Origin of the sequence: Pseudomonas sp. 06C 126, assembly GCF_001855215.1 — a bacterium.
GTDB lineage: Bacteria > Pseudomonadota > Gammaproteobacteria > Pseudomonadales > Pseudomonadaceae > Aquipseudomonas > Aquipseudomonas proteolytica.
This window is the reverse complement of the sequence record NZ_MIFU01000081.1, coordinates 1-20,461: the sequence shown is the minus strand read 5'-3', so window position 1 is coordinate 20,461 and position 20,461 is coordinate 1. Positions and strand designations below refer to the sequence as shown.

Annotated in this window: 17 protein-coding genes; 12 read left to right on the top strand and 5 right to left on the bottom strand. The window is 58.4% G+C overall.

Features of this window, described 5'->3' with window-relative positions; genetic code table 11:
• Positions 1–12 precede the first annotated feature (12 nt).
• From BHC62_RS12465 to BHC62_RS12445, 5 genes are all read left to right on the top strand, one after another.
• The gene (locus BHC62_RS12465) at positions 13–924 is read left to right on the top strand and encodes a glycosyltransferase (protein ID WP_070995192.1); all 912 of its coding nucleotides are present in this window, start codon (positions 13–15) and stop codon (positions 922–924) included.
• Positions 921–1,889 (top strand): SDR family oxidoreductase, encoded by a 969-nt coding sequence (locus BHC62_RS12460; RefSeq protein WP_070995191.1) that lies wholly within the window; start codon positions 921–923, stop codon positions 1,887–1,889. Before BHC62_RS12465 ends, BHC62_RS12460 begins: the two co-directional genes overlap by 4 nt.
• Entirely contained in the window at positions 1,886–2,896 is a 1,011-nt protein-coding gene (locus BHC62_RS12455; RefSeq protein WP_070995190.1) for a glycosyltransferase family 4 protein, read from the top strand. The genes BHC62_RS12460 and BHC62_RS12455 overlap by 4 nt, the downstream gene beginning before the upstream one ends.
• An 87-nt stretch (positions 2,897–2,983) precedes the next feature.
• Entirely contained in the window at positions 2,984–5,041 is a 2,058-nt protein-coding gene (locus BHC62_RS12450; RefSeq protein ID WP_070995215.1) for an acyltransferase family protein, read from the top strand.
• Between the two features lie 252 nt (positions 5,042–5,293).
• The gene (locus tag BHC62_RS12445) at positions 5,294–7,288 is read left to right on the top strand and encodes a nucleoside-diphosphate sugar epimerase/dehydratase (RefSeq protein ID WP_070995189.1); all 1,995 of its coding nucleotides are present in this window, start codon (positions 5,294–5,296) and stop codon (positions 7,286–7,288) included.
• Between the two features lie 63 nt (positions 7,289–7,351).
• On the opposite strand, the gene BHC62_RS12440 is transcribed toward BHC62_RS12445, so the two are convergent.
• Positions 7,352–8,092 carry an N-acetyltransferase gene (locus BHC62_RS12440; protein WP_070995188.1) on the bottom strand — a complete coding sequence of 247 codons (741 nt, stop codon included), beginning with the start codon at positions 8,090–8,092 and terminating at the stop codon, positions 7,352–7,354.
• A gap of 55 nt (positions 8,093–8,147) precedes the next feature.
• A complete protein-coding gene (locus BHC62_RS12435; RefSeq protein ID WP_070995187.1) occupies positions 8,148–9,008 on the bottom strand; it encodes a 3-hydroxyacyl-CoA dehydrogenase family protein in 861 nt (286 codons plus the stop codon).
• Positions 9,009–9,323: 315 nt separating this feature from the next.
• Here BHC62_RS12435 and BHC62_RS12430 point away from each other — a divergent pair, with 315 nt between their 5' ends.
• Complete coding sequence (locus BHC62_RS12430; RefSeq protein WP_070995186.1) at positions 9,324–9,659, top strand: helix-hairpin-helix domain-containing protein; 336 nt, start codon at positions 9,324–9,326, stop codon at positions 9,657–9,659.
• 17 nt (positions 9,660–9,676) lie between these two features.
• Here BHC62_RS12430 and BHC62_RS12425 read toward each other — a convergent pair whose 3' ends face one another.
• From BHC62_RS12425 to eat, 3 genes are all read right to left on the bottom strand, one after another.
• Positions 9,677–10,267 (bottom strand): TetR/AcrR family transcriptional regulator, encoded by a 591-nt coding sequence (locus BHC62_RS12425; RefSeq protein ID WP_070995185.1) that lies wholly within the window; start codon positions 10,265–10,267, stop codon positions 9,677–9,679.
• A gap of 134 nt (positions 10,268–10,401) precedes the next feature.
• On the bottom strand, positions 10,402–10,569 hold the full coding sequence (locus BHC62_RS12420) for a DUF2897 family protein (protein WP_003172675.1): 168 nt from the start codon (positions 10,567–10,569) through the stop codon (positions 10,402–10,404).
• Positions 10,570–10,680: 111 nt separating this feature from the next.
• Positions 10,681–12,045 (bottom strand): ethanolamine permease, encoded by a 1,365-nt coding sequence (eat, locus tag BHC62_RS12415; RefSeq protein WP_070995184.1) that lies wholly within the window; start codon positions 12,043–12,045, stop codon positions 10,681–10,683.
• 398 nt (positions 12,046–12,443) lie between these two features.
• Between eat and kdpF the strand changes: the two genes are divergently transcribed.
• The 6 genes from kdpF (at position 12,444) to BHC62_RS12385 (ending at position 20,416) form a co-directional block, all read left to right on the top strand.
• The gene (kdpF, locus tag BHC62_RS12410; RefSeq protein WP_032863112.1) at positions 12,444–12,533 is read left to right on the top strand and encodes a K(+)-transporting ATPase subunit F; all 90 of its coding nucleotides are present in this window, start codon (positions 12,444–12,446) and stop codon (positions 12,531–12,533) included.
• 8 nt (positions 12,534–12,541) lie between these two features.
• Entirely contained in the window at positions 12,542–14,236 is a 1,695-nt protein-coding gene (kdpA, locus tag BHC62_RS12405) for a potassium-transporting ATPase subunit KdpA (protein ID WP_070995183.1), read from the top strand.
• A 5-nt stretch (positions 14,237–14,241) separates the two neighbouring features.
• Entirely contained in the window at positions 14,242–16,305 is a 2,064-nt protein-coding gene (gene kdpB, locus BHC62_RS12400) for a potassium-transporting ATPase subunit KdpB (RefSeq protein ID WP_070995182.1), read from the top strand.
• A 63-nt stretch (positions 16,306–16,368) separates the two neighbouring features.
• Positions 16,369–16,914 (top strand): potassium-transporting ATPase subunit KdpC, encoded by a 546-nt coding sequence (kdpC, locus tag BHC62_RS12395; RefSeq protein WP_070995181.1) that lies wholly within the window; start codon positions 16,369–16,371, stop codon positions 16,912–16,914.
• A gap of 105 nt (positions 16,915–17,019) precedes the next feature.
• Positions 17,020–19,671, top strand: coding sequence for a sensor histidine kinase KdpD (locus tag BHC62_RS12390; protein ID WP_070995180.1), 2,652 nt, complete (start codon positions 17,020–17,022; stop codon positions 19,669–19,671).
• A gap of 49 nt (positions 19,672–19,720) precedes the next feature.
• The gene (locus BHC62_RS12385) at positions 19,721–20,416 is read left to right on the top strand and encodes a response regulator (RefSeq protein WP_070995179.1); all 696 of its coding nucleotides are present in this window, start codon (positions 19,721–19,723) and stop codon (positions 20,414–20,416) included.
• The last annotated feature ends 45 nt before the right edge of the window (positions 20,417–20,461 follow it).

Genomic DNA, 20,461 nt, shown 5'->3' with positions numbered 1-20,461 from the left:
GGGTGGATTCTGATGCAGCCACGAATTCTGGTTCTACTCGCTGCCTACAACGGCATGCGTTGGATGGCCGAACAAGTTGATTCGATCTTGGGTCAAGTTGGCGTATCCGTTTCGATTCTGATCAGCGTGGACAGCTCCAGCGACGGTACGGAAGAATGGGTCGATCAACTGTGTCTGAGAGATTCAAGAGTCAAATGCTTGCCCCATGGTGAAAAATTTGGCGGCGCTGCACGAAATTTTTTCCGCCTAGTCAATGAAGCTTCCACTGAAGGCTTTGATTATTTTTCATTCGCCGATCAGGACGATATATGGCTGGCGGACAAGCTCGCCAGCGCCACGCAGCACATGAACCAAACCGGGGCTGATGGCTACTCAGGCAACGTAACGGCGTTCTGGCCCGACGGCCGTGAGTCCATCATTATCAAGTCGCAGCCTCAGGTTGCGTTTGATCATCTGTTTGAGGCTGCCGGGCCTGGGTGTACGTACGTTTTTTCCCGGCATCTGTTTGTTGAGCTTCAGCAGCATATCAACAGCCGTTATGCGCAAGTTCGGGGTGTGACACTGCATGATTGGTATTGTTATGCGTATAGCCGTTCACATGGCTTCAAGTGGGTGATCGATACCCAGCCTTATATGCGTTATCGCCAGCATGGTGGTAACCAGGTCGGTGTGAATAGCGGCTCGAAGGCGTTCAAAAAGCGCTTGTCCCAAGTGTTTGACGGATGGTGGCTGAATCAGGCTGCACTCATTGCCAGCATGGTCGGTATGGCGGATGAACCTTTCGTTCGGCGCTGGATCGGGCTTGGGCGCCTGGACTTGCTGCGCTTGGCGATCAGTGCTGCTAAGTGCCGCAGACGCTCGCGGGATAAGCTGGTATTCGCTGGTTTGTGTTTGGTATTGGCGGTCTTGAGGCAAAAGAAATGAAAACCCGCTTATTGGTTACCGGTAGCAGCGGTTTTGTCGGCCGTCATCTGATTCAACAGTTGCAAGGGAGCACGCACCTTCAGGTGCGTGCCCTTGTTCGTCGTTTGCCGGATGTTTCGGCGTCGGATGTCGAATACGTTGTGCTTCCTGATTTCTCGGCGGTCTCGCCAGAGCATCCTGCAGTGCAGGGCGTCGATGTGGTTGTTCACCTTGCCTCGCGAGTTCATGTCATGAACGACACCGAGGTGGATCCTCTTGCGGCGTTTCGACAGGTGAATGTCGGACATACCCTCGCGTTGGCCCGCAGCGCGGCATCCGCTGGGGCCAGGCGATTTGTGTTTGTCAGTTCGGTGAAGGTCAACGGCGAGCAAACGGCCCCGGGCCGACCTTTTCGCGAAACAGATCCATCGGCACCTGTTGATCCTTATGGTATTTCCAAGATGGAGGCGGAGGAGGCGCTGAAGGCACTGGCGCTCGAGACCGGGCTTGAGGTGGTGATAGTCCGACCAGTATTAGTGTATGGGCCAGGCGTCAAAGCGAACTTTGAAAGTATGATGAAGTGGCTTGTGAAACGCGTGCCACTGCCATTTGGTGCCATAAGCAACCAAAGAAGCCTCGTTGCGCTGGATAATCTCGTAAGCCTTATCCTGACCTGTACGACTCACCCGGCTGCCTCCAATCAAACCTTTTTGGCGAGTGATGGGGACGACGTGTCGACTACTGAACTGCTACGCAAACTTGCAACAGCCCTGGACGCACCTGCCAGGCTAATACCGGTTCCACAGTGGGTGTTGGCCTGTGGAGCGACGTTGTTAGGCAAAAAAGCGCTGTCCCAACGTCTTTGCGGCTCGCTGCAAGTCGATATTACCAAGGCGCGAGAAGTGTTGGGTTGGCATCCGCCACTGACACTTGAGCAAGGTCTTGAGGTTACTGCGCAACATTATTTCAGCGAGCGAACTGAATGAAGCATTGGTACATTTTCCCCATCGTTGCCTTGGTATCCCTGGCCCTGACCGCGCTCCTGCGTCAATACGCGTTGCATCGCAGCATCATTGATATTCCCAATGCCCGCAGTTCGCATACGGTTCCGACCCCTCGCGGCGGGGGCGTGGCCATTGTTCTGACGTTTGCGGCGTCACTCGTTTGGCTGGCATACGTTGAGTTGATAACCGTTGCTCAGAGTGCTGCATTACTGGGCGCCGGATTACTGATCGCAGTCATCGGCTTTATGGATGATCATGGCCATATCGCAGCTCGTTGGCGCTTGTTAGGGCACTTCTTTGCCGCGATCTGGACTTTGTCCTGGATGCAGGGTCTACCGGCAATTACAGCTTTTGGTGTTACGTTCGACCTTGGTTGGGCGGGTCATGTCCTGGCCGTGTTTTATCTGGTCTGGATGCTCAATCTCTACAACTTCATGGACGGTATTGATGGTCTTGCCAGTCTGCAGGCCATCTGTGCGTGCCTCGCTCTGACGCTGATTTACTTTTTGGGCGGGCATCAGTCGATGATCTGGGCCCCCTTGTTGTTGAGCGTGTCTGTGGCTGGCTTCTTGTATTGGAATTTTCCGCCGGCCCGTATTTTCATGGGCGACGCAGGCAGTGGATTCCTGGGGATCATTCTGGGGGGCCTTTCCATTCAGGCTGCCTGGGCCGGCTCCGAGTTTTTCTTCGCCTGGCTGATCATGCTGGGGGTCTTTATCGTGGATGCGACCTTTACCCTCATTCGGCGGCTTGCCCGAGGCGATAAGGTCTATGAAGCTCATCGCAGTCATGCTTACCAATTTGCCAGCCGCCAATATGGCCGCCATTTGCCCGTCACGATAGCGGTCGCTGTCATCAATGTGGTTTGGCTGTTTCCACTGGCATTGGCTGTAGCGCTTTTTGGGTTGGACGCAGGGCTGGGTACTGTTATTGCCTATGTTCCACTGGTCTTCCTGGCTGTCAAATATCGGGCCGGACAGAGAGAGTAGCGCCGCTGGCGTGGAAGTGAGGCAAGCGCATCAATGCGGTATTTACAGTGGTTATCTCGGGAGTTCGGTTAGATGGGTGGCAGGGCAATGATCCAAGGAAACAATGAGGGAGTGAAAAAAACCGACTCATTGGCAACCCATTTGAGCTACCGGCCCGATATCGATGGGTTACGTGCATTCGCGATCATTTCAGTTGTTTTGTATCACGCCTTTCCTGCCTATATGCGTGGCGGATTTATTGGGGTTGATATTTTTTTCGTTATCTCCGGTTATTTGATTTCAAGCATTATTTTTAAAGGACTTGAGGCGGGTAAGTTTAGTTTTCTCGACTTCTACAAGCGTCGGGTCAATCGTATTTTTCCGGCCCTGATCCTTGTTTTGCTTACCTGTTACGCCGTTGGCTGGTTTTCGCTGATGGCGGCGGAGTTCAAGTTTCTAGGTAAGCATGTCCTGGGAGGTATCGGGTTTATTCAAAACCTGGTCCTGTATAAGGAATCGGGCTATTTCGATACCTCTTCGGAGCTGAAGATCCTGCTTCACCTCTGGTCCCTGGGGGTCGAAGAGCAGTTCTACATTCTGTTTCCCCTGGCTGCCTGGGTGTTGTGGCGTCGTCGGGTTCTGGTGCTCCCACTATTGATCGGCATGGTGGTTATTTCATTCTGCGCTGGCCTTTACAAGTTGTCGGTAAATCCTTCCGCAGCTTTCTACATGCCGCAATATCGATTTTGGGAAATTCTGGCTGGTAGCCTGATTGCCTACTTTTCGGTGTTCGGTAAGTCGGTGCCCGGAGCGGCGAAAGGTTTATTGCGCGTAGGCAATGTGCTCTCCGCACTGGGGCTGGCTTTTTTGTTCGCCTCGGTTGTCCTGATTGATAAATACAAAGCGTTTCCTGGCTTTTGGGCATTGATGCCGGTCTGCGGTGCTGTGCTGACGATTCTTGCGGGCCCTCAGGCCTGGCTCAATAGCAAGCTTCTCGCTAGCAAACCGTTGATATGGATTGGGTTGATCAGCTATCCGCTTTACCTGTGGCATTGGCCTGTTATTACCTTTATCCGGATCATAGGGGGGGATGAGCTAAATCTTCTCTCCGGCGGTTTTGCAGTAGGCGTCAGTGTGTTGTTGGCTTATGTGACGTATAGGTTTCTTGAGTTGCCGCTACGCAAGGTCAGCCCTTGGGTGCCCAAGGCATCGCTGCTACTCGCCACAGGTGCCGCACTGGTAGTACTCGGAGGCGTGACCTATGTAAAAAATGGCTTTGTTGATCGTTTTGGGTTGCCTGCATCTCTCAAGGAGCGGGAAGGTTATGCTCAATATTATGAGAACTCCTTGCCCGGCTGGGCGTACTCCAGTAAACACGGATTGTTTGAGAAATATAGATTCGAGTGCGACTTCTTTGATGTTGACAGTTATCGGGCAGGCAATGCGACGATGACGCCACGTCAACAAATCGATGCAAGCTGCTACACCCCTGTCACCAATACCAAGGTAATGGTATGGGGGGACTCGCATGCTCAGCAGTTTGCCTATGGGCTGAGAGAGGCATTACCCAAAGATATCTCACTCCTCCAAGTTGCCAGTTCGGGTTGTGAAGCAAACCTGCCTGGGCGCGCAACGGGCGGGCGAAAATATTGTGATCGATCAAACGAGTTTGCACTGGAAGTGATGCGTAAGGAAAAACCGGATGTGCTGGTGATTGCGCAAATGGAAGGTCATGACTCGGTCAATAACCTGAAAGAACTTGCACACGTAGCAACTGCGTCCGGAGTCAAGAAAGTCATCATCGTAGGGCCGGTGCCCCGTTTCGATCAAAATTTATATCAGTTGGTCATCCGCAAGTATTGGTCGCAAACTCCACGGCGGATATCCGGCAATCTTCTGCCTGTGCCGTTTGAGACTGATAAGCTCTTGACGCATCGATACGAGAATGGTGCGGGCGGCTTCGAATATCTTTCTGCGATCAATGTGTTTTGTGATCAGGACGGTTGCCTCACCTACCTGGGAGATGACCGGAAAACCGGTTTGATAACGTTCGATTATGGCCATTTGACATCTAAGGCTTCGGTATTTTTTTCCGAACAAAGCTTGGGGCCGTTGATTATCAAAAAACTGATTGAAGCGGGATATAACTCTGGCCCGTCCAACTAGGTAGGCTGTTTGGGCAACGTATAGGCAGTCGGGAATTTCCGGCTGCCAAGGGCGAGATGGGCAAGCAGGCAGAAGTTTTGATTGTCATTTTTTTGCTTGGATACTTAAGCCTGTATGATTTGTTGGGTGAGAGTCCCTGGTTAGGCTTGAAAGCCACGGCGAGACGCTTGTCTTTACCCATCAGAGCAGCGTTGGAAGCCACCAGTCGAGCGTTTTTTCAATTGTATGCAGTAAGGGGTAGTCGGGAACAACATGGATAAATTACGGGCATATTTGCTGAGCCTTCCTCGCAGACGCAAACGGATCCTCCAGGTCATTGCCGACATTGTGCTGGTCTGGCTCGCCCTCTGGATGGCGTTTGTTGTTCGTCTCGGGATCGATGAATTGGTCAACCCCGTCGTCCTGCATTCATGGCTGTTCATCAGCGCGCCAATCGTTTCCATCCCGCTGTTTATCCGTTTTGGCATGTATCGCGCCGTGATGCGCTACTTCGGCAACGATGCACTCATCGCGATTATCAAGGCTGTCAGCCTGTCGGCGTTGATTCTGGGGGTTGTCGTCTATTGGTACAGCAATCACGAGAATGTGGTGCCGCGTTCTATCGTGTTCAACTACTGGTGGCTCAGCCTGATCATGATTGGTGGTTTACGCTTGGCCATGCGCCAGTACTTTTTGGGTGACTGGTTTGCAGCTGCCCAACATGTACCGTTTACCAGTCGCTATGATGGGCTAACCAAGGTTGCGATCTACGGTGCAGGTGCTGCCGGCAATCAACTCGTTGCTGCGCTTCGCATGGGACGGGTCATGCGTCCGGTGGCGTTTATCGACGATGACAGTAGTATTTCTGATCGCGTTATCTCGGGCCTTCAGGTGTTCAAGCCCAAGCATATTCAACAGATGATCGACGCCACGGGGGCCCAGGAAGTCCTGTTGGCCATTCCGTCGTCCAATCGTGCGCGTCGTCGCGAGATTCTCGGCCTGCTGGAAGGGTTCCCACTGCACGTACGCAGTGTCCCGGGTTTCATGGACCTTGCTAGTGGCCGGGTGAAAGTCGATGACATTCAGGAAGTAGACATTGCCGACTTGCTCGGGCGTGATGCCGTGCCTGCCCAGGGGGACCTGCTGGAGCATTGCATCAAGGGGCAGAGCGTATTGGTGACGGGGGCGGGCGGTTCTATTGGTTCCGAGCTATGTCGGCAGATCCTGGCATTGCGTCCAACGACCCTGCTGCTATTCGAACACAGTGAGTTCAACCTTTACAGCATCCTGTCCGAGCTTGAGCAGCGTGTCACCCGTGAGTCGCTGCCTGTACGGTTGCTGCCGATCCTTGGCTCGGTACGCAACCAGGCAAAATTGCTCGACGTGATGAAGACCTGGCATGTTGATACGGTCTACCACGCGGCCGCCTACAAACATGTGCCGATGGTTGAGCACAACATTGCCGAAGGTGTCCTGAACAATGTTATCGGTACACTGAATACTGCTCAGGCGGCGCTTCAGGCCGGGGTTTCCAATTTTGTACTGATCTCCACAGACAAGGCTGTCCGCCCAACCAATGTCATGGGTAGTACCAAGCGTTTGGCCGAGTTGACCTTGCAGGCATTGAGCCGCGAGTTGGCCCCCGTATTGTTTGGCGACAAGGCCAACATTTCCCGCGTCAACAAAACCCGTTTCACCATGGTTCGCTTTGGCAATGTACTGGGCTCGTCCGGGTCAGTCATTCCGTTGTTTCACAAGCAGATCAAATCCGGCGGGCCGCTCACGGTCACTCACCCCAAGATCACGCGTTACTTCATGACTATTCCTGAAGCGGCTCAACTAGTGATCCAGGCAGGGTCGATGGGGCAGGGCGGGGATGTGTTTGTGCTTGATATGGGCGAACCGGTGAGAATTGTCGAGCTGGCAGAGAAGATGATTCACCTGTCCGGCCTGAGTGTTCGCTCGGATAAAAATCCCCATGGAGATATCGCCATCGAGTTCACCGGATTGCGTCCTGGTGAGAAGCTCTACGAGGAACTGCTGATTGGCGACAACGTCGTGGCTACCCAACATCCGATGATCATGAGTGCCAATGAGGATCATCTGGATTGGGAGATACTCAAAGGGAAGTTGACAGAGCTTCTCGCGGCGGTTGATGCGGACGACTACAGCCGGGTCCGTCAGCTGCTACGCGATACAGTCAGTGGATATGCCCCGGATGGGGAGATCGTGGACTGGATCTACCAGCAGCGTCGCCTGGAGCCTTGAGGGGGGCTGGCTCATCAGTGAAGCCTATAAAAGGTTTACTGATGAGCCAGCATCAACGGGGGGTTACGAAAATTCCTTGATCCACTCGGCGACAGCTTTCTCTGGATAGCCGCGGTGGAAATGTCGGCGCCATGGATAGGCGTGATTCCCCGAACCATCCTTCAGTTTGATCTTCTCCGTGCCGCAAATGAATTTTGCGGGCGAGCCGGCAACCACGGCATCTGGATTGACGTCCTTGTTCACGGAGCTGTGGGCACCTACCAGTGCACCTTTTTTGACGGTAACACCGGGCAATATGACCGACATGGTGGCAATCACAGCGAAGTCTTCGATGGTAACACCGGCCATCACTTCGCTCGGCGGGTGGGGGTCGTTGGTCAGTACCACGTAGGGGAAGATCCAGACGTAGTTGCCTACCGTCGAGTGCTGTCCAATGTGAACATTACTATGGCATTTGACATAGTCGCCAATCTCGCAATGGCCTTGGATATCGCCCAAAGTGCCAATCTGGAAACCGTTTCCGGCTGTTGTCAGTTCTCTTATAGTAACTCGATGGCCTGTAACCAGTTTCTCACCAAAAGTTGAACCTTCATAGAATACGCTGTGCGAACGGATGACGGCCCCGTTACCAATGATCAGTGGGCGCCCATTTGCAAGTTTTGTTGGCAAGCCTATTTCGCAGTATGCACCGATCTCGGTGTTATCACCGATAACGACATTTTTATGAACAATACTGTAGGGGCCAATACTGACATTGCTGCCGATCTTTGCACCGTCATCTATAATTGCCGTTGCGTGTATCATTGAAGTCTCCCTTCTGACAAGGCACTTGAAATTAACCAAGTGCCTTGTTGACTAATTAGTATTTGTAAAATCCCTGGCCTGTTTTTCTACCGAGATGGTTAGCTCTAACCATTTTTCTCAGTAGGGCATGGGCGCGATATTTTGGATCGCCTGTTTCATTGTGCAGCGTTTCCATAATCGAGAGATTCACATCGTTGCCGATCAAGTCTGCAAGTGCCAACGGGCCTATTGGATGGTTGGCGCCATAGCGCATCGCCTTATCTATTTCTTCTGCTGTGGCAACGCCTTCTGCGAGAATACCAATGGCCTCGTTGATCATAGGAATCAACATCCGATTGACGATGAATCCTGGAGCTTCGTTAACAATTACAGGCTCTTTGCCCAATCCCTTGGAAAAATCAACCGCCCAGTCAAGTGTGGCGCTTGAAGTGGCCAATCCAGCAATCACTTCAGTCAACTTCATGACTGGCGCCGGATTGAAAAAGTGCAGGCCTACTACGTTTTGTGGGTAGGAGCACAGCGACGCAAGGCCAGTGATGGAGAGCGAGGAGGTGTTTGAAGCCAGCACCATGTCGGGTGAGGATATGGTCGAAAGTTCTTTGAATATGGCTTGCTTGGCGTCCATGTTCTCTGCAATAGCTTCGATGACCAGCTTAGCGTCAGACAAGGAAGAGTAATGTTCAACAGTAACTATTTTTTCTCGGTATTGGCGGGCGAGTGACTCTTCGAGTCGGCCTTTTTTAACTTGGCGACTCCACTGGTTTTCCAACTCAACTAGAGAGTCATTAACAGAGGCAAGGCTGCGGCCTTTCCAGAGTACGGTCGAGATTTTATTCGACTGCGCGAGGATCTGTACTATTCCTTTACCCATCGTGCCTGTTCCAATTACCGCTACAGAATACAGGTCTGTCGACATTCGCATTTCGTCCCGGCTCGCTTCTTCTCGAAAAAACCATGATATCCAATTCACCTGGCAAGATGAAGCAATCAGTGCGCGCTCCGACATAGGGCGTTTATATGGGCGTTGCTATTTCGGTTGATTGTGCTCCCGCCCGTTCAGCCCGTTGCCACAGAGGTTTTTGTCCGGTGATGGAGGCAGAGGCAGGGAACGCCCATTTTCGGCTGCCATATGTTGTAACTCACCCATTTTTGACTATCCCCCCACATCGCCTAAGTTTGAAAAGCAGCTTCGGAAAGCTGCTTTTCCCACTGATGTCATGGAGCGTCTCTAATGCGTAAATCCGTTTTATCCTCCCTGGTTTTTGCCGTCCTCACCAGCCTGTCAGTCGCGGCCTTCGCCGCTCCATCGGCCAAGCCCGAAGCACCAGTGCCGGTAGCGGCCCAGGTAGACAAAAGCGAACAGCCAGCCCCAAAAATCAACCTCAACGCAGCAGACGCTGAAACCCTGCGCCGCGATCTGTTCGGTATTGGCGCCGCCAAGGCCAAGGCGATCATCGCTTATCGCGAGTCCAATGGATCGTTCACGGCGGTGGATGAGTTGCTGGAGGTGAAGGGGATTGGCAAGTCGCTGCTGGAGAAGAATCGCGACAGGCTGGAGGTTAAGTAATCAAAGCAGGAGGCCGGTCATTGACCGGCCTTTTTTGCGTCAGCAGGGGCTGTATTGATCCCGGTTTTCAGGTTTTGCCGCACGACGTCGAGTATGCGTGTCGCCAGTTGCGGGTTTTCGACGCTACGCGCCAGTACCAATGCGCCTACCAGTGTCGACATGATCACCAGGCTTTGTTCGTCCGCACTGGGGCTGCCCAATGCGGTTTCGATTTGCTTGAGTCGGGCGTCGAGGACTGTATCGGTGGTGGGGCTTTGTTGCCCGCGCTGCCCCAGTTCCGAGGACATGGTGGGCAACGGGCAGCCTTGGTCGGGGGAGGTGTGGTGCCATTCGGACAAGTAGCTATCGATGAAGGCTTCCAGCGGTCGCTCCTGGCTGAAGATCGCCGCACAATGGGTGTCCAGCTCGGCGGAGGCCGCTTGCAGGGCTTTTTCCACCAGTTCGTCTTTGGATTTGAAGTGGGCGTAGAACCCGCCATGGGTCAGGTTCAGGGCTTTCATCAGGGGCTGCAGGCCGGTGGCGCCGATGCCGTCGCGGCGAAAGCGCACCGACGCTTCTTTAATGATGCGCTGATGGGTTTGAGCTTTGTGATTTTGCGAGTAGCGCATGAGAGGGCCCTCTGTAACATCGCGCCATATTAACCAAGGTTTGGCGCTGTTTCTCGGCCCGATTACAAATTTGCACTAATCTCAATCGATTCGCCTGGCGTGCTGCCGGTAAGGGTCAGCACGAGGCGTTGGTTTCAGCGATCCTGCGCATCCTTGGCATCGGCCTGAGCATTGCGCTCGGCGACGCGTTTGCGTTGTTCGTCGGTCAGTTCCACTTTGTTGGCGCTGTCACGCAGCATCATCAAGCCACCAACGATCGAACCGATGGCGACCACCATGATCAACCAGGCATACCAGGGCATAGGGCTCTCCTTGAGGCTGACTGCCATGGGGAAGATTCCCCACGGCACTATCAGCTTTGAGTGACGGCGTTCGTCAGTCGTTCCATTGTAGGCCCGTTCTGCCTCGCTGGTTTAGAGCCCGGTCAACATGGCATCTGCCGGTGCGTCGGCGCGGTCTTGGGCGGTCAGTTGGAAGTAGATGAAGCCTGCGGCCATGAACCCAAGGAAGATCAGGCCGATCAGGGGGTTGAACCACGCCATGGCGACCAGGCAGACCAACGCCAGGATCAGTGCAATCGCCGGTACGATAGGGTAGCCCGGTGCGCGGAAAGTGCGTTCCAGCAGCGGTTCGCTCTTACGCAGCTTGAACAGGCTGAGCATGCTCATGATGTACATGACGATGGCGCCGAACACCGCCATGGTGATCATCGCCGCGGTAAGGGTCATGCCGCCGAGGTTGATCAGGCCGTCGCTGTAGATCGCGGCGATGCCCACCACGCCGCCGGCAAGGATTGCCCGGTGGGGTGTCTGGAAACGTGACAGCTTGGCCAGAGAGGAGGGCAGGTAGCCGGCGCGGGCCAGGGCGAAGAACTGGCGCGAGTAGCCGAGGATGATGCCGTGGAAGCTGGCGACCAGGCCAAACAGGCCAATCCACACCAGCATATGCAGCCAGCCGGAGCTTTCGCCCACCACGGTCTTCATGGCCTGGGGCAATGGGTCGTTGATGTTCGACAGGGTGCGCCAGTCGCCCACGCCGCCAGCAAAGAACATCACGCCCATGGCCAAAAACACCAGGGTCAGGATGCCGCTGATATAAGCCTTGGGAATCGTGCGTTTCGGGTCCTTGGCTTCTTCGGCGGCCATGGCGGCGCCTTCGATGGCGAGGAAGAACCAGATGGCGAAGGGGATCGCGGCAAAGATTCCGGCAATCGCCGGCGCACCAAACGTATCGGAACCCGCCCAGCCGTTGAGGGCGAAGTTGCTGAAGCTGAACGCCGGTGCGACCACGCCCATAAATACCAGCAACTCGGCCACGGCCAATACGCACACCACCAACTCGAAGGTCGCGGCGAGTTTCACTCCCAGAATATTCAAGCCCATGAACACGAAGTAGGCCCCGACCGCTGCGTGTTTCGGGTCGAGTGCCGGGAATTGCACATTCAGATAGGCGCCAATGGCCAGGGCAATCGCCGGCGGCGCGAAGACAAACTCGATCAAGGTGGCCAACCCGGCGATCAACCCACCTTTCTCGCCGAAGGCCCGACGGCTGTAGGCAAACGGCCCGCCGGCATGGGGAATCGCGGTGGTCAGTTCGGTGAAGCTGAAGATGAAACAGGTGTACATGGCGGCGACCATCAATGACGTCACCAGGAAGCCCAGCGTCCCGGCCACTCCCCAGCCATAGCTCCAGCCAAAGTACTCGCCCGAGATCACCAGCCCGACGGCGATGCCCCACAGGTGCAAAGTGCCCAAGGTGGGCTTGAGTTGTGTGTTCATTGCGCTGCTCCCTGAACGGTTTTGAATGTTTCAGGACGTTGCAGCGGCCATGCCAGCTTGGAAAAGGGTGTCGTAAAGGGCTGGAACTGTCGTGTGGGAGATAGTCTGTTGTTTGAGACCGTTATTTCGTGCACCAGGGTAGGGCGGTGGTGGATATGCTGACGCTATCGCGGGCAAGCCCGACTCCCACAGTTGACCGGGTACGTCATTTGGAATGCGGCCAACTGTGGGAGTCGGGCTTGCCCGCGATAGCGGTCTCAACAGCCCCACAAACCTCACGTCCACCCCACTCTTTACGCCATCTTTACGCCCCCTCCACCCCCTCGCCCTCGCTCCTTTACACCCCTCCTGCGGACAATGCCCACACGCGGCAGTCGCCGTATGACGGAGAAACTTCCATGAGTGTTCTGGACGGGGTGTCACTGCTACTGGCCGTGGCGCTGTTCATTTATCTGCTGGTTGCGCTGTTGCGCGCGGACCGGGGCTAGGAGCGGCTATGCACAGTTATGACTATTGGCTGGTCATCGCCTTCTTCGCCGTGGTGCTGGTTCCAGCGCCATTTCTGGGGCGGTTCTACTACAAGGTGATGGAAGGGCAGCGCACCTGGCTGACCCCGGTTTTCGGGCCGGTGGAGCGCGTCTGTTATCGCGTGGCCGGGGTCGATGCGCAGCAAGAGCAAAGTTGGCAGAAGTACATGTTGGCCTTGCTGGCCTTCAACCTCGCCGGATTTTTACTCCTCTTTTCGATCCTGCTCTTCCAGGACTACTTGCCCCTCAACCCCCAGCAATTGCCCGGGCAGGAGTGGACGCAGGCGTTCAACACCGCGGTCAGTTTCATGACCAACACCAACTGGCAGTCCTACAGCGGTGAGGCGACTCTCAGCTACCTGAGCCAGATGGCCGGCCTGACCGTGCAGAACTTTGTCAGTGCCGCCACCGGCCTGGCCGTCCTTGTCGCCCTTTGCCGTGGGATTGGTCGCAAGTCCGCCAGCACCCTGGGCAATTTCTGGGTGGACATGACCCGCGCCACCCTCTATGGCCTGCTGCCGTTGTGCCTGCTGCTGGCGTTGTTCCTGGTGTGGCAGGGCGTGCCGCAAACCTTCGCCCACTACGTTGATGCGCTGACCCTGCAGGGTGTCGACCAAGTGATCCCGCTCGGCCCGGCCGCCAGCCAGATTGCGATCAAGCAACTGGGGACCAACGGCGGTGGCTTCTTCGGTGTCAACTCGGCGCACCCATTCGAAGACCCGACGGCCTGGGCCAACCTGTTTGAAGTGGCGGCGATCATCATGATCCCGGTGGCGCTGGTGTTCACCTTTGGCCACTACGTCAAGGACCTGCGCCAGAGCCGCGCGATCCTTGGCTGCATGCTCGCGCTGTTCCTGATCGGCGGCTCGGTGTCGTTGTGGTCCGAGTATCAGCCTAACCCGACCCTGAACAATCCGGCCGTCGAGCAGACTGCGCCGCTGGAAGGCAAGGAAGCGCGCTTCGGCACCACCGGTACGGTGTTGTGGTCGGTGACCACCACGGCGGCGTCCAACGGTTCGGTCAACGGCATGCAAGACAGCCTCAGCCCCCTGAGCGGAATGGTGGCGCTGGTCAATATGATGGTGGGCGAAGTGATCTTCGGCGGCGTCGGTGCCGGCATGTACGGCATGTTGCTTAACGTGCTGATCGCGGTATTCCTCGCCGGCTTGATGATTGGTCGCACCCCGGAGTACCTGGGCAAGAAACTCCAGGCCCGGGAAGTGCAACTGCTGGTGGTGACCCTGCTGGTAATGCCGGTGGGCGTGCTGGTGCTCGGCGCGATTGCCGCCAGCGTGCCGGCTACCGCTGCGACCATCACCAACCCCGGCCCCCATGGCTTCAGCCAGTTGCTGTACGCCTACACCTCGGCCAGTGCCAACAACGGTTCGGCGTTTGCTGGCCTTGGCGCCAACACGCCGTTTCACAACCTGATGCTCGGGTTGGGCATGTTGATCGGGCGCTTTGGCTACATCCTCCCGGTGTTGGCCCTGGCCGGCAGCCTGGCGATGAAGAAAAGCGCACCGATTGGCCAGAACAGTTTCCCGACCCACGGCCCGTTGTTCGTGACGTTGCTGACCGTGACCATTTTGCTGGTGGGCGGCCTGACGTTCCTGCCGACGCTGGCACTGGGCCCTATCGCTGAACACCTGAGCATGGGCTTCTAAGGGGTATGAACATGAATATGCCTGTAAACAATGCCGCTCCGGTCAAGACCCAGGAATCGGCCAAGACTGCGATCTCGGCCCTGTGGCGCCCTGCGTTGGTCCAGGCGTTCGTCAAGCTGGACCCGCGCCAGTTGAAGCGTTCGCCGGTGATGCTGGTGGTTGAGCTGACCGCGATCCTCACCACGGTGCTGTGCCTGGTGCCGGACAGCAGCGTGCCGACCTTTGTCGCGGTGCAGATTGCCCTGTGGCTGTGGTTCACCGTGCTGTTCGCCAACTTCGCCGAAGCCCTGGCCGAGGGCCGTGGCAAGGCCCGCGCCGATAGCCTCAAGGCCGGCAGTGAGGGCCTGAGTGCGCGGCGCCAGGAGGCCGATGGCAGCTTCAAGGTGGTGCCCGCCACCAGCCTGCGCAAAGGCGATGTGGTGCGGGTAGCGGCCGGGGAAATGATCCCCGGCGACGGCGAAGTCATCGAAGGCATCGCGGCGGTCAACGAAGCGGCGATCACCGGTGAGTCCGCGCCGGTCATCCGCGAATCCGGCGGCGACCGCTCGGCGGTCACCGGCAATACCCGGTTGGTCTCGGACTGGCTGGTGATTCGCATCACCGCCAACCCCGGCGAGTCGACCCTGGACCGCATGATCGCCCTGGTCGAAGGCGCCAAGCGCCAGAAAACCCCCAACGAAGTGGCGTTGGATATCCTGCTGATCGGCCTGACCCTGATCTTCCTGCTGGTGGTCGTGACCTTGCAGCCGTTCGCCCATTTCGCCAATGGCAGCCTGCCCTTGGTGTTCCTGGTGGCGCTGCTGGTCACGCTGATTCCTACCACCATCGGTGGCCTGTTATCGGCCATCGGCATCGCCGGCATGGATCGCCTGGTGCGCCTCAATGTGATCGCCAAGTCCGGGCGCGCCGTGGAAGCGGCGGGGGACGTGCATGTGCTGTTGCTGGACAAGACCGGCACCATCACCTTTGGTAACCGGCGCTGCGCTGGCATCTATGCCGCGCCCGGCGTCAACGGCAAGGAGTTGGCCGAAGGCGCGCTGTTGGCCTCGCTGGCAGACGATACGGCGGAGGGCAAATCCATCGTCGAATACCTGCGGGCCCTGCATCCGTACACCGAGCCCTCGGTGCAAGAGCTGACGGGCGTGCCGTTCAGTGCCGAAACGCGCTTGTCCGGTGTGGACTATCAAGGCCGCGTCTACCGTAAAGGCGCTGTCGATTCGCTGCTGGCGTTTATCGGCCAGAAACGCCAGGACCTGTTGCCGGCGCTGTCCCGGGAAATCGACAAGATCGCCCAGAGCGGCGGCACCCCGTTGCTGGTGTGTGCCGACGGTAAACTGCTCGGCGCGATCCACCTCAAGGACGTGGTCAAGCCCGGCATTCGCGAGCGCTTTGCCGAGCTGCGCAAACTGGGGATCCGCACGGTGATGGTAACCGGCGATAACCCGCTGACCGCCGCCGCGATTGCCGCTGAAGCCGGCGTGGATGATGTGCTGGCGGAAGCCACGCCGGAGAAGAAACTGGCGCGCATCCGCCACGAGCAGAACGACGGGCGCCTGGTGGCCATGTGTGGTGACGGCGCCAACGACGCCCCGGCCCTGGCCCAGGCGGACGTGGGCATGGCGATGAATGACGGGACCCAGGCGGCCCGCGAGGCGGCGAACATGGTCGACCTCGACAGCGACCCGACCAAGCTGCTGGACGTGGTGCAGATCGGCAAGGAATTGCTGGTGACCCGGGGCGCGCTGACCACCTTTTCGATTGCCAACGACGTGGCCAAGTACTTCGCGATCCTGCCGGCGTTGTTCGCCTCGATCTACCCGCAATTGGGCGTGCTCAACGTGATGCACCTGAGCAGCCCGCAGAGCGCGATTCTGTCGGCCATTGTGTTCAACGCGCTGATCATCGTGGTGCTCATCCCCCTGGCCCTGCGCGGTGTGCGAGTGCAGGCAGCGAGTGCGGCGGCGTTGCTGCGGCGCAACCTGTTGATCTATGGCGTGGGCGGGCTTTTGGTGCCGTTCGCCGGGATCAAGGCGATCGACATGCTGCTGACCGCGCTGCACCTGGTCTAACCCAGCCCTGTAGGAGCCGACAAGCTGGCTCCTACAGGTCACGAATCAATTGAGGAAGATGAAATGTCCAGTACGATCCGTCCGGCCTTGAGCCTGTTGGTATTGATGACCCTGATCACTGGCGTGGCCTATCCGCTGGTGGTGACCGGCGTCGCCCAGGTGGCCTTTCCCGACCAGGCCAATGGCAGCCTGGTGCGCGATGCCGAAGGCAAGGTGCGCGGCTCCAGCCTGATTGCCCAGGAATTTACCGGCGAGCGCTGGTTCCACTCGCGGCCTTCGGCAGGCGCGTTTGCCACCGTCTCCAGCAGCGCCAGCAACCTTGGCCCGAGCAATCCGGCGCTGGCGACGCGGGTGTTTGACGACGCCGCTAAAATTCAGGTGCCAGGCCAGGGCCCCGTGCCCCTGGCGCTGTTGACGACCTCCGGCAGTGGTCTTGATCCACACTTGCCACCGCAGGCAATTGCCTATCAACTGGCGCGGGTGGCGGCGGCACGGCAGTTGCCGGTGTCGACCCTGGAGCGCTTGATGGACGAGCATATCGAACAGCCGCTGGTGGGGCCGCCGGTGGTGAATGTACTGGCGCTGAACATGGCGCTGGAAAAGCTGTAAACCGTGGCGCCGCCATCGCGGGCAAGCCTGCCCCTGTAGGAGCGGGCTTGCCCGCGATGGCGGCAGCATGTTCCCCACATCACTAACTGAAAGAAGACTGTTCCCATGAGTGACTCCGGCCGCGCCGACGCCCTCCTAGCCGACCTACCCAAGCACGGCCGTGGCCGGCTCAAAGTATTCCTCGGTGCCGCCCCCGGCGTGGGCAAGACCTACGCCATGCTCCAGGCGGCCCACACTCAACTGCGCCAGGGCGTCAAAGTGGTGGCCGGGGTGGTCGAGACCCACGGTCGCGCCGAGACCGAGGCCTTGCTCAGTGGCTTGCCCCAGCAACCGCTGCTGCGTTCTGAGTACCGTGGGGTGATGCTTGAAGAGATGGACCTCGACGGCTTGCTCGCCAGCAAGCCCCGGCTGGTGCTGGTAGACGAACTGGCCCACAGCAACGCCCCCGGCAGCCGCCACGAAAAGCGCTGGCAGGACATCCAGGAACTGCTCTCCGCCGGCATCAACGTGTTTACGACAGTCAACGTCCAGCACCTGGAAAGCCTCAACGACCAGGTGCGCGGTATCACCGGCGTGCAAGTGCGCGAAACCCTGCCGGACTGGGTGTTGCAGGAAGCCGATGAGCTGCTGCTGATCGACCTGCCATCCCGCGAGTTGCTGGAGCGCCTGCGCGACGGCAAGGTCTACGTGCCGGAGCAGGCGCGGGCCGCCATCGATGCATTCTTTACCCAGACCAACCTCATGGCCCTGCGCGAGTTGGCGATGCAGACCGCCGCCGCTCACGTGGATGACGACCTGGCCCAGGGCTACCGGCAACTGGGCCAGGCCGCGCCGACCGTGCGCGGCCGTCTGTTGGTGGGGGTGGATGGCGATGCCGAGGCCGAGCGCCTGGTGCGCCACGCCAGCCGTGTGGCCCAGCGCCGGCATTTGCCCTGGAGCCTGGTGCATGTGGACAACGGCCGGATGCGCGACGAGCAGTCGCGGCTGCGCCTGCAAAACGCCCAGCAGTTGGCTGAGCGCCTGGGTGGCGAAGTGGTGTTGCTGCGTGCCGGCGAAGTGGCCAAGACCCTGATCCAGCACGCGGCCGAACGCCGTGCCAGCCTGGTGCTGGTGGGGCAGTCGCGCCCACGCTGGCGGCGCCGACTGTTCGGCGGCGGTTTGGCGGCGCGCTTGCTGCGCAATGCCCGGGGCCTGGAAATCAACGTCCTCGACAGCGATGAAACGCCGGTGCCGCCACGCTTGCCCGAGGTGCGGGGCCTGGTGTGGTTCGACTACGCTCTGGCGCTGCTGGCAACCGTGCTGGCCAGTGCATTGGCGTGGGGGGTGTCGAGTATCTTGCCGCTGCCCAACATCTCCCTGGTGTTCCTCGCGGCTGTGCTGCTGGTGGCGGTTCGCAGCAGTCTGGGCCCGGCATTGGCCTGTGCGGCGCTGTCGTTCATGACCTATGACTTTTTGTTTATCCCGCCGAATTTTTCCTTCGCCATCCAGCGTGAAGAAGATGTGCTGACGCTGTTGTTTTTCCTGCTGATGGCGGCGCTGACCGGCAACCTGGCTGCGCGTCAGCGTCGGCAACTGCAAGCCCTGCGCGACACTCAGGAAGAAACCAGCGAGCTCCTCGACCTGTCGCGCAAACTCACCGCCGCCACCGACCGCCAAGCGGTGATCAGCGCAGCGGCCCATCATCTGCAGGGCTGGAGCGATTTGCAGTTGTGCCTGGTCAATCGCGACGGGCCCAGTGAGTGGAAAGTCGAGACCGGTGGGCCGATCACCTTCACCGAAGCCGAACGTGCCGCCGCCGACTGGGCCTGGCAGCACGACCAACCGGCGGGCATGGGCACTGGCACCTTGCCGTTTGGGCGTTGGTGGTGGTGGCCGTTGTCCGCTGAAAATGGTCCATTGGGTTTGCTCGGCGTCAGCCCCAAGGCCGGCCTGGAACTCAGTGGTCAACGTCGGCGCCTGCTCACGGCCTTGAGCCAGCCATTGGCCCAGGCGCTGGCCCGTGCCCAACTGGCGCAGAATCTGGAGGCCGCCCGTTTGCATGGCGAGACCGAGCAACTGCGCAGCGCCTTGCTGGCTTCGGTGTCCCATGATCTGCGCACGCCGCTGACCTCCATGCGCGGCAGCATCGACAGCCTGCTGGCCCTGGGCGAAGCCATTCCCCTGGAAGATCGCCGTGAGCTGCTCGAAGGCACTCGCGATGAAGCCGAGCGCCTGGACCGCTATATCCAGAACCTGCTGGACATGACCCGTCTGGGCCATGGCGCCTTGAAGCTGGCGCGCGACTGGGTGTCGCCCGGCGATATCGTCGGCAGTTCCCTCGCCCGTTTGCGCGCGGTGCTGGCGCCGTTGCAGGTGAGTACTGACGTGCCGCCCGAGTTGCCGCTGCTGTATGTGCATGCCGCCTTGATCGAGCAGGCCCTGGTCAATGTGCTGGAAAACGCCGCGCGTTTTTCACCGCCCCATGGTCGCTTGCAACTGCGTGCCGGTGTGGCGGACCAGGCGTTGTTTTTCTCGGTGAGTGATGAAGGCCCGGGGATTCCTGAAGAGGAGCGGGCGAAGATTTTCGATATGTTCTACACCGCCGCTCGCGGCGACCGCGGCGGGCAGGGCACCGGGCTCGGCCTGGCAATCTGCCAGGGCATGGTCGGCGCCCACGGCGGGCATATCAGCGTGGCCGAGGGCATCGACGGGCGGGGCACTTGCATCACCTTGTTCCTGCCATTGCAGACCCAGCCGAGCCTGGAAAGTGAAGCGTGATATCAGGTGCGCTACTCTTATTTTTTTTCAGCGATTGTGACGGAACACCATGAGCCAGACTGCGACGATTTTGGTCATTGATGACGAGCCGCAGATTCGCAAGTTCTTGCGCATCAGCCTGGCGTCCCAGGGCTATAAGGTAATTGAGGCTGGAACCGGCGCCGAAGGGTTGGCCCAGGCGGCATTGAACAAGCCGGACCTGCTGGTGCTGGACCTGGGCCTGCCGGATATGGACGGCCAGCAGGTGCTGCGTGAGTTGCGCGAATGGTCGACGGCCCCGGTGCTGGTGTTGTCGGTACGGGCCAGCGAAGGGCAGAAGGTCCAGGCGCTGGACGGTGGCGCCAATGACTATGTGACCAAGCCGTTTGGCATCCAGGAGTTCCTGGCCCGGGTCCGTGCGTTGTTACGCCAGGCGCCTGTCGGAGAAGCCCAGCAGGCGGCGCTGCAGTTTGGCCCGCTGACGGTCGACCTGGCCTATCGGCGGGTGTTGCTGGACGGTGTCGACGTGGCCCTGACCCGCAAGGAATACGCGGTGCTGGCGCAACTGGCGCGTTATCCAGGCCGGGTGATTACCCAGCAACAGTTGCTCAAGGACATCTGGGGCCCGACCCATACCGAAGACAGCCACTACCTGCGCATTGTGGTGGGGCACTTGCGCCAGAAGCTGGCGGATGACCCGACCCAGCCACGCTTTATCGTGACCGAGGCGGGGGTGGGGTATCGGTTGTTGGGGGCTGAGGGCTGAGGGATTGTGGTGGCTGGACCGGCCTCATCGCGGGCAAGCCCGCTC

Bases quoted from the DNA above. Each gene is read 5' to 3' on its own strand.
- BHC62_RS12465 (WP_070995192.1), top strand. From the start codon at position 13: ATGCAGCCACGAATTCTGGTTCTACTCGCTGCCTACAACGGCATGCGT.
- BHC62_RS12460 (WP_070995191.1), top strand. From the start codon at position 921: ATGAAAACCCGCTTATTGGTTACCGGTAGCAGCGGTTTTGTCGGCCGT.
- BHC62_RS12455 (WP_070995190.1), top strand. From the start codon at position 1,886: ATGAAGCATTGGTACATTTTCCCCATCGTTGCCTTGGTATCCCTGGCC.
- BHC62_RS12450 (WP_070995215.1), top strand. From the start codon at position 2,984: ATGATCCAAGGAAACAATGAGGGAGTGAAAAAAACCGACTCATTGGCA.
- BHC62_RS12445 (WP_070995189.1), top strand. From the start codon at position 5,294: ATGGATAAATTACGGGCATATTTGCTGAGCCTTCCTCGCAGACGCAAA.
- BHC62_RS12440 (WP_070995188.1), bottom strand. From the start codon at position 8,092: ATGATACACGCAACGGCAATTATAGATGACGGTGCAAAGATCGGCAGC.
- BHC62_RS12435 (WP_070995187.1), bottom strand. From the start codon at position 9,008: ATGTCGACAGACCTGTATTCTGTAGCGGTAATTGGAACAGGCACGATG.
- BHC62_RS12430 (WP_070995186.1), top strand. From the start codon at position 9,324: ATGCGTAAATCCGTTTTATCCTCCCTGGTTTTTGCCGTCCTCACCAGC.
- BHC62_RS12425 (WP_070995185.1), bottom strand. From the start codon at position 10,267: ATGCGCTACTCGCAAAATCACAAAGCTCAAACCCATCAGCGCATCATT.
- BHC62_RS12420 (WP_003172675.1), bottom strand. From the start codon at position 10,569: ATGCCCTGGTATGCCTGGTTGATCATGGTGGTCGCCATCGGTTCGATC.
- eat (WP_070995184.1), bottom strand. From the start codon at position 12,045: ATGAACACACAACTCAAGCCCACCTTGGGCACTTTGCACCTGTGGGGC.
- kdpF (WP_032863112.1), top strand. From the start codon at position 12,444: ATGAGTGTTCTGGACGGGGTGTCACTGCTACTGGCCGTGGCGCTGTTC.
- kdpA (WP_070995183.1), top strand. From the start codon at position 12,542: ATGCACAGTTATGACTATTGGCTGGTCATCGCCTTCTTCGCCGTGGTG.
- kdpB (WP_070995182.1), top strand. From the start codon at position 14,242: ATGAACATGAATATGCCTGTAAACAATGCCGCTCCGGTCAAGACCCAG.
- kdpC (WP_070995181.1), top strand. From the start codon at position 16,369: ATGTCCAGTACGATCCGTCCGGCCTTGAGCCTGTTGGTATTGATGACC.
- BHC62_RS12390 (WP_070995180.1), top strand. From the start codon at position 17,020: ATGAGTGACTCCGGCCGCGCCGACGCCCTCCTAGCCGACCTACCCAAG.
- BHC62_RS12385 (WP_070995179.1), top strand. From the start codon at position 19,721: ATGAGCCAGACTGCGACGATTTTGGTCATTGATGACGAGCCGCAGATT.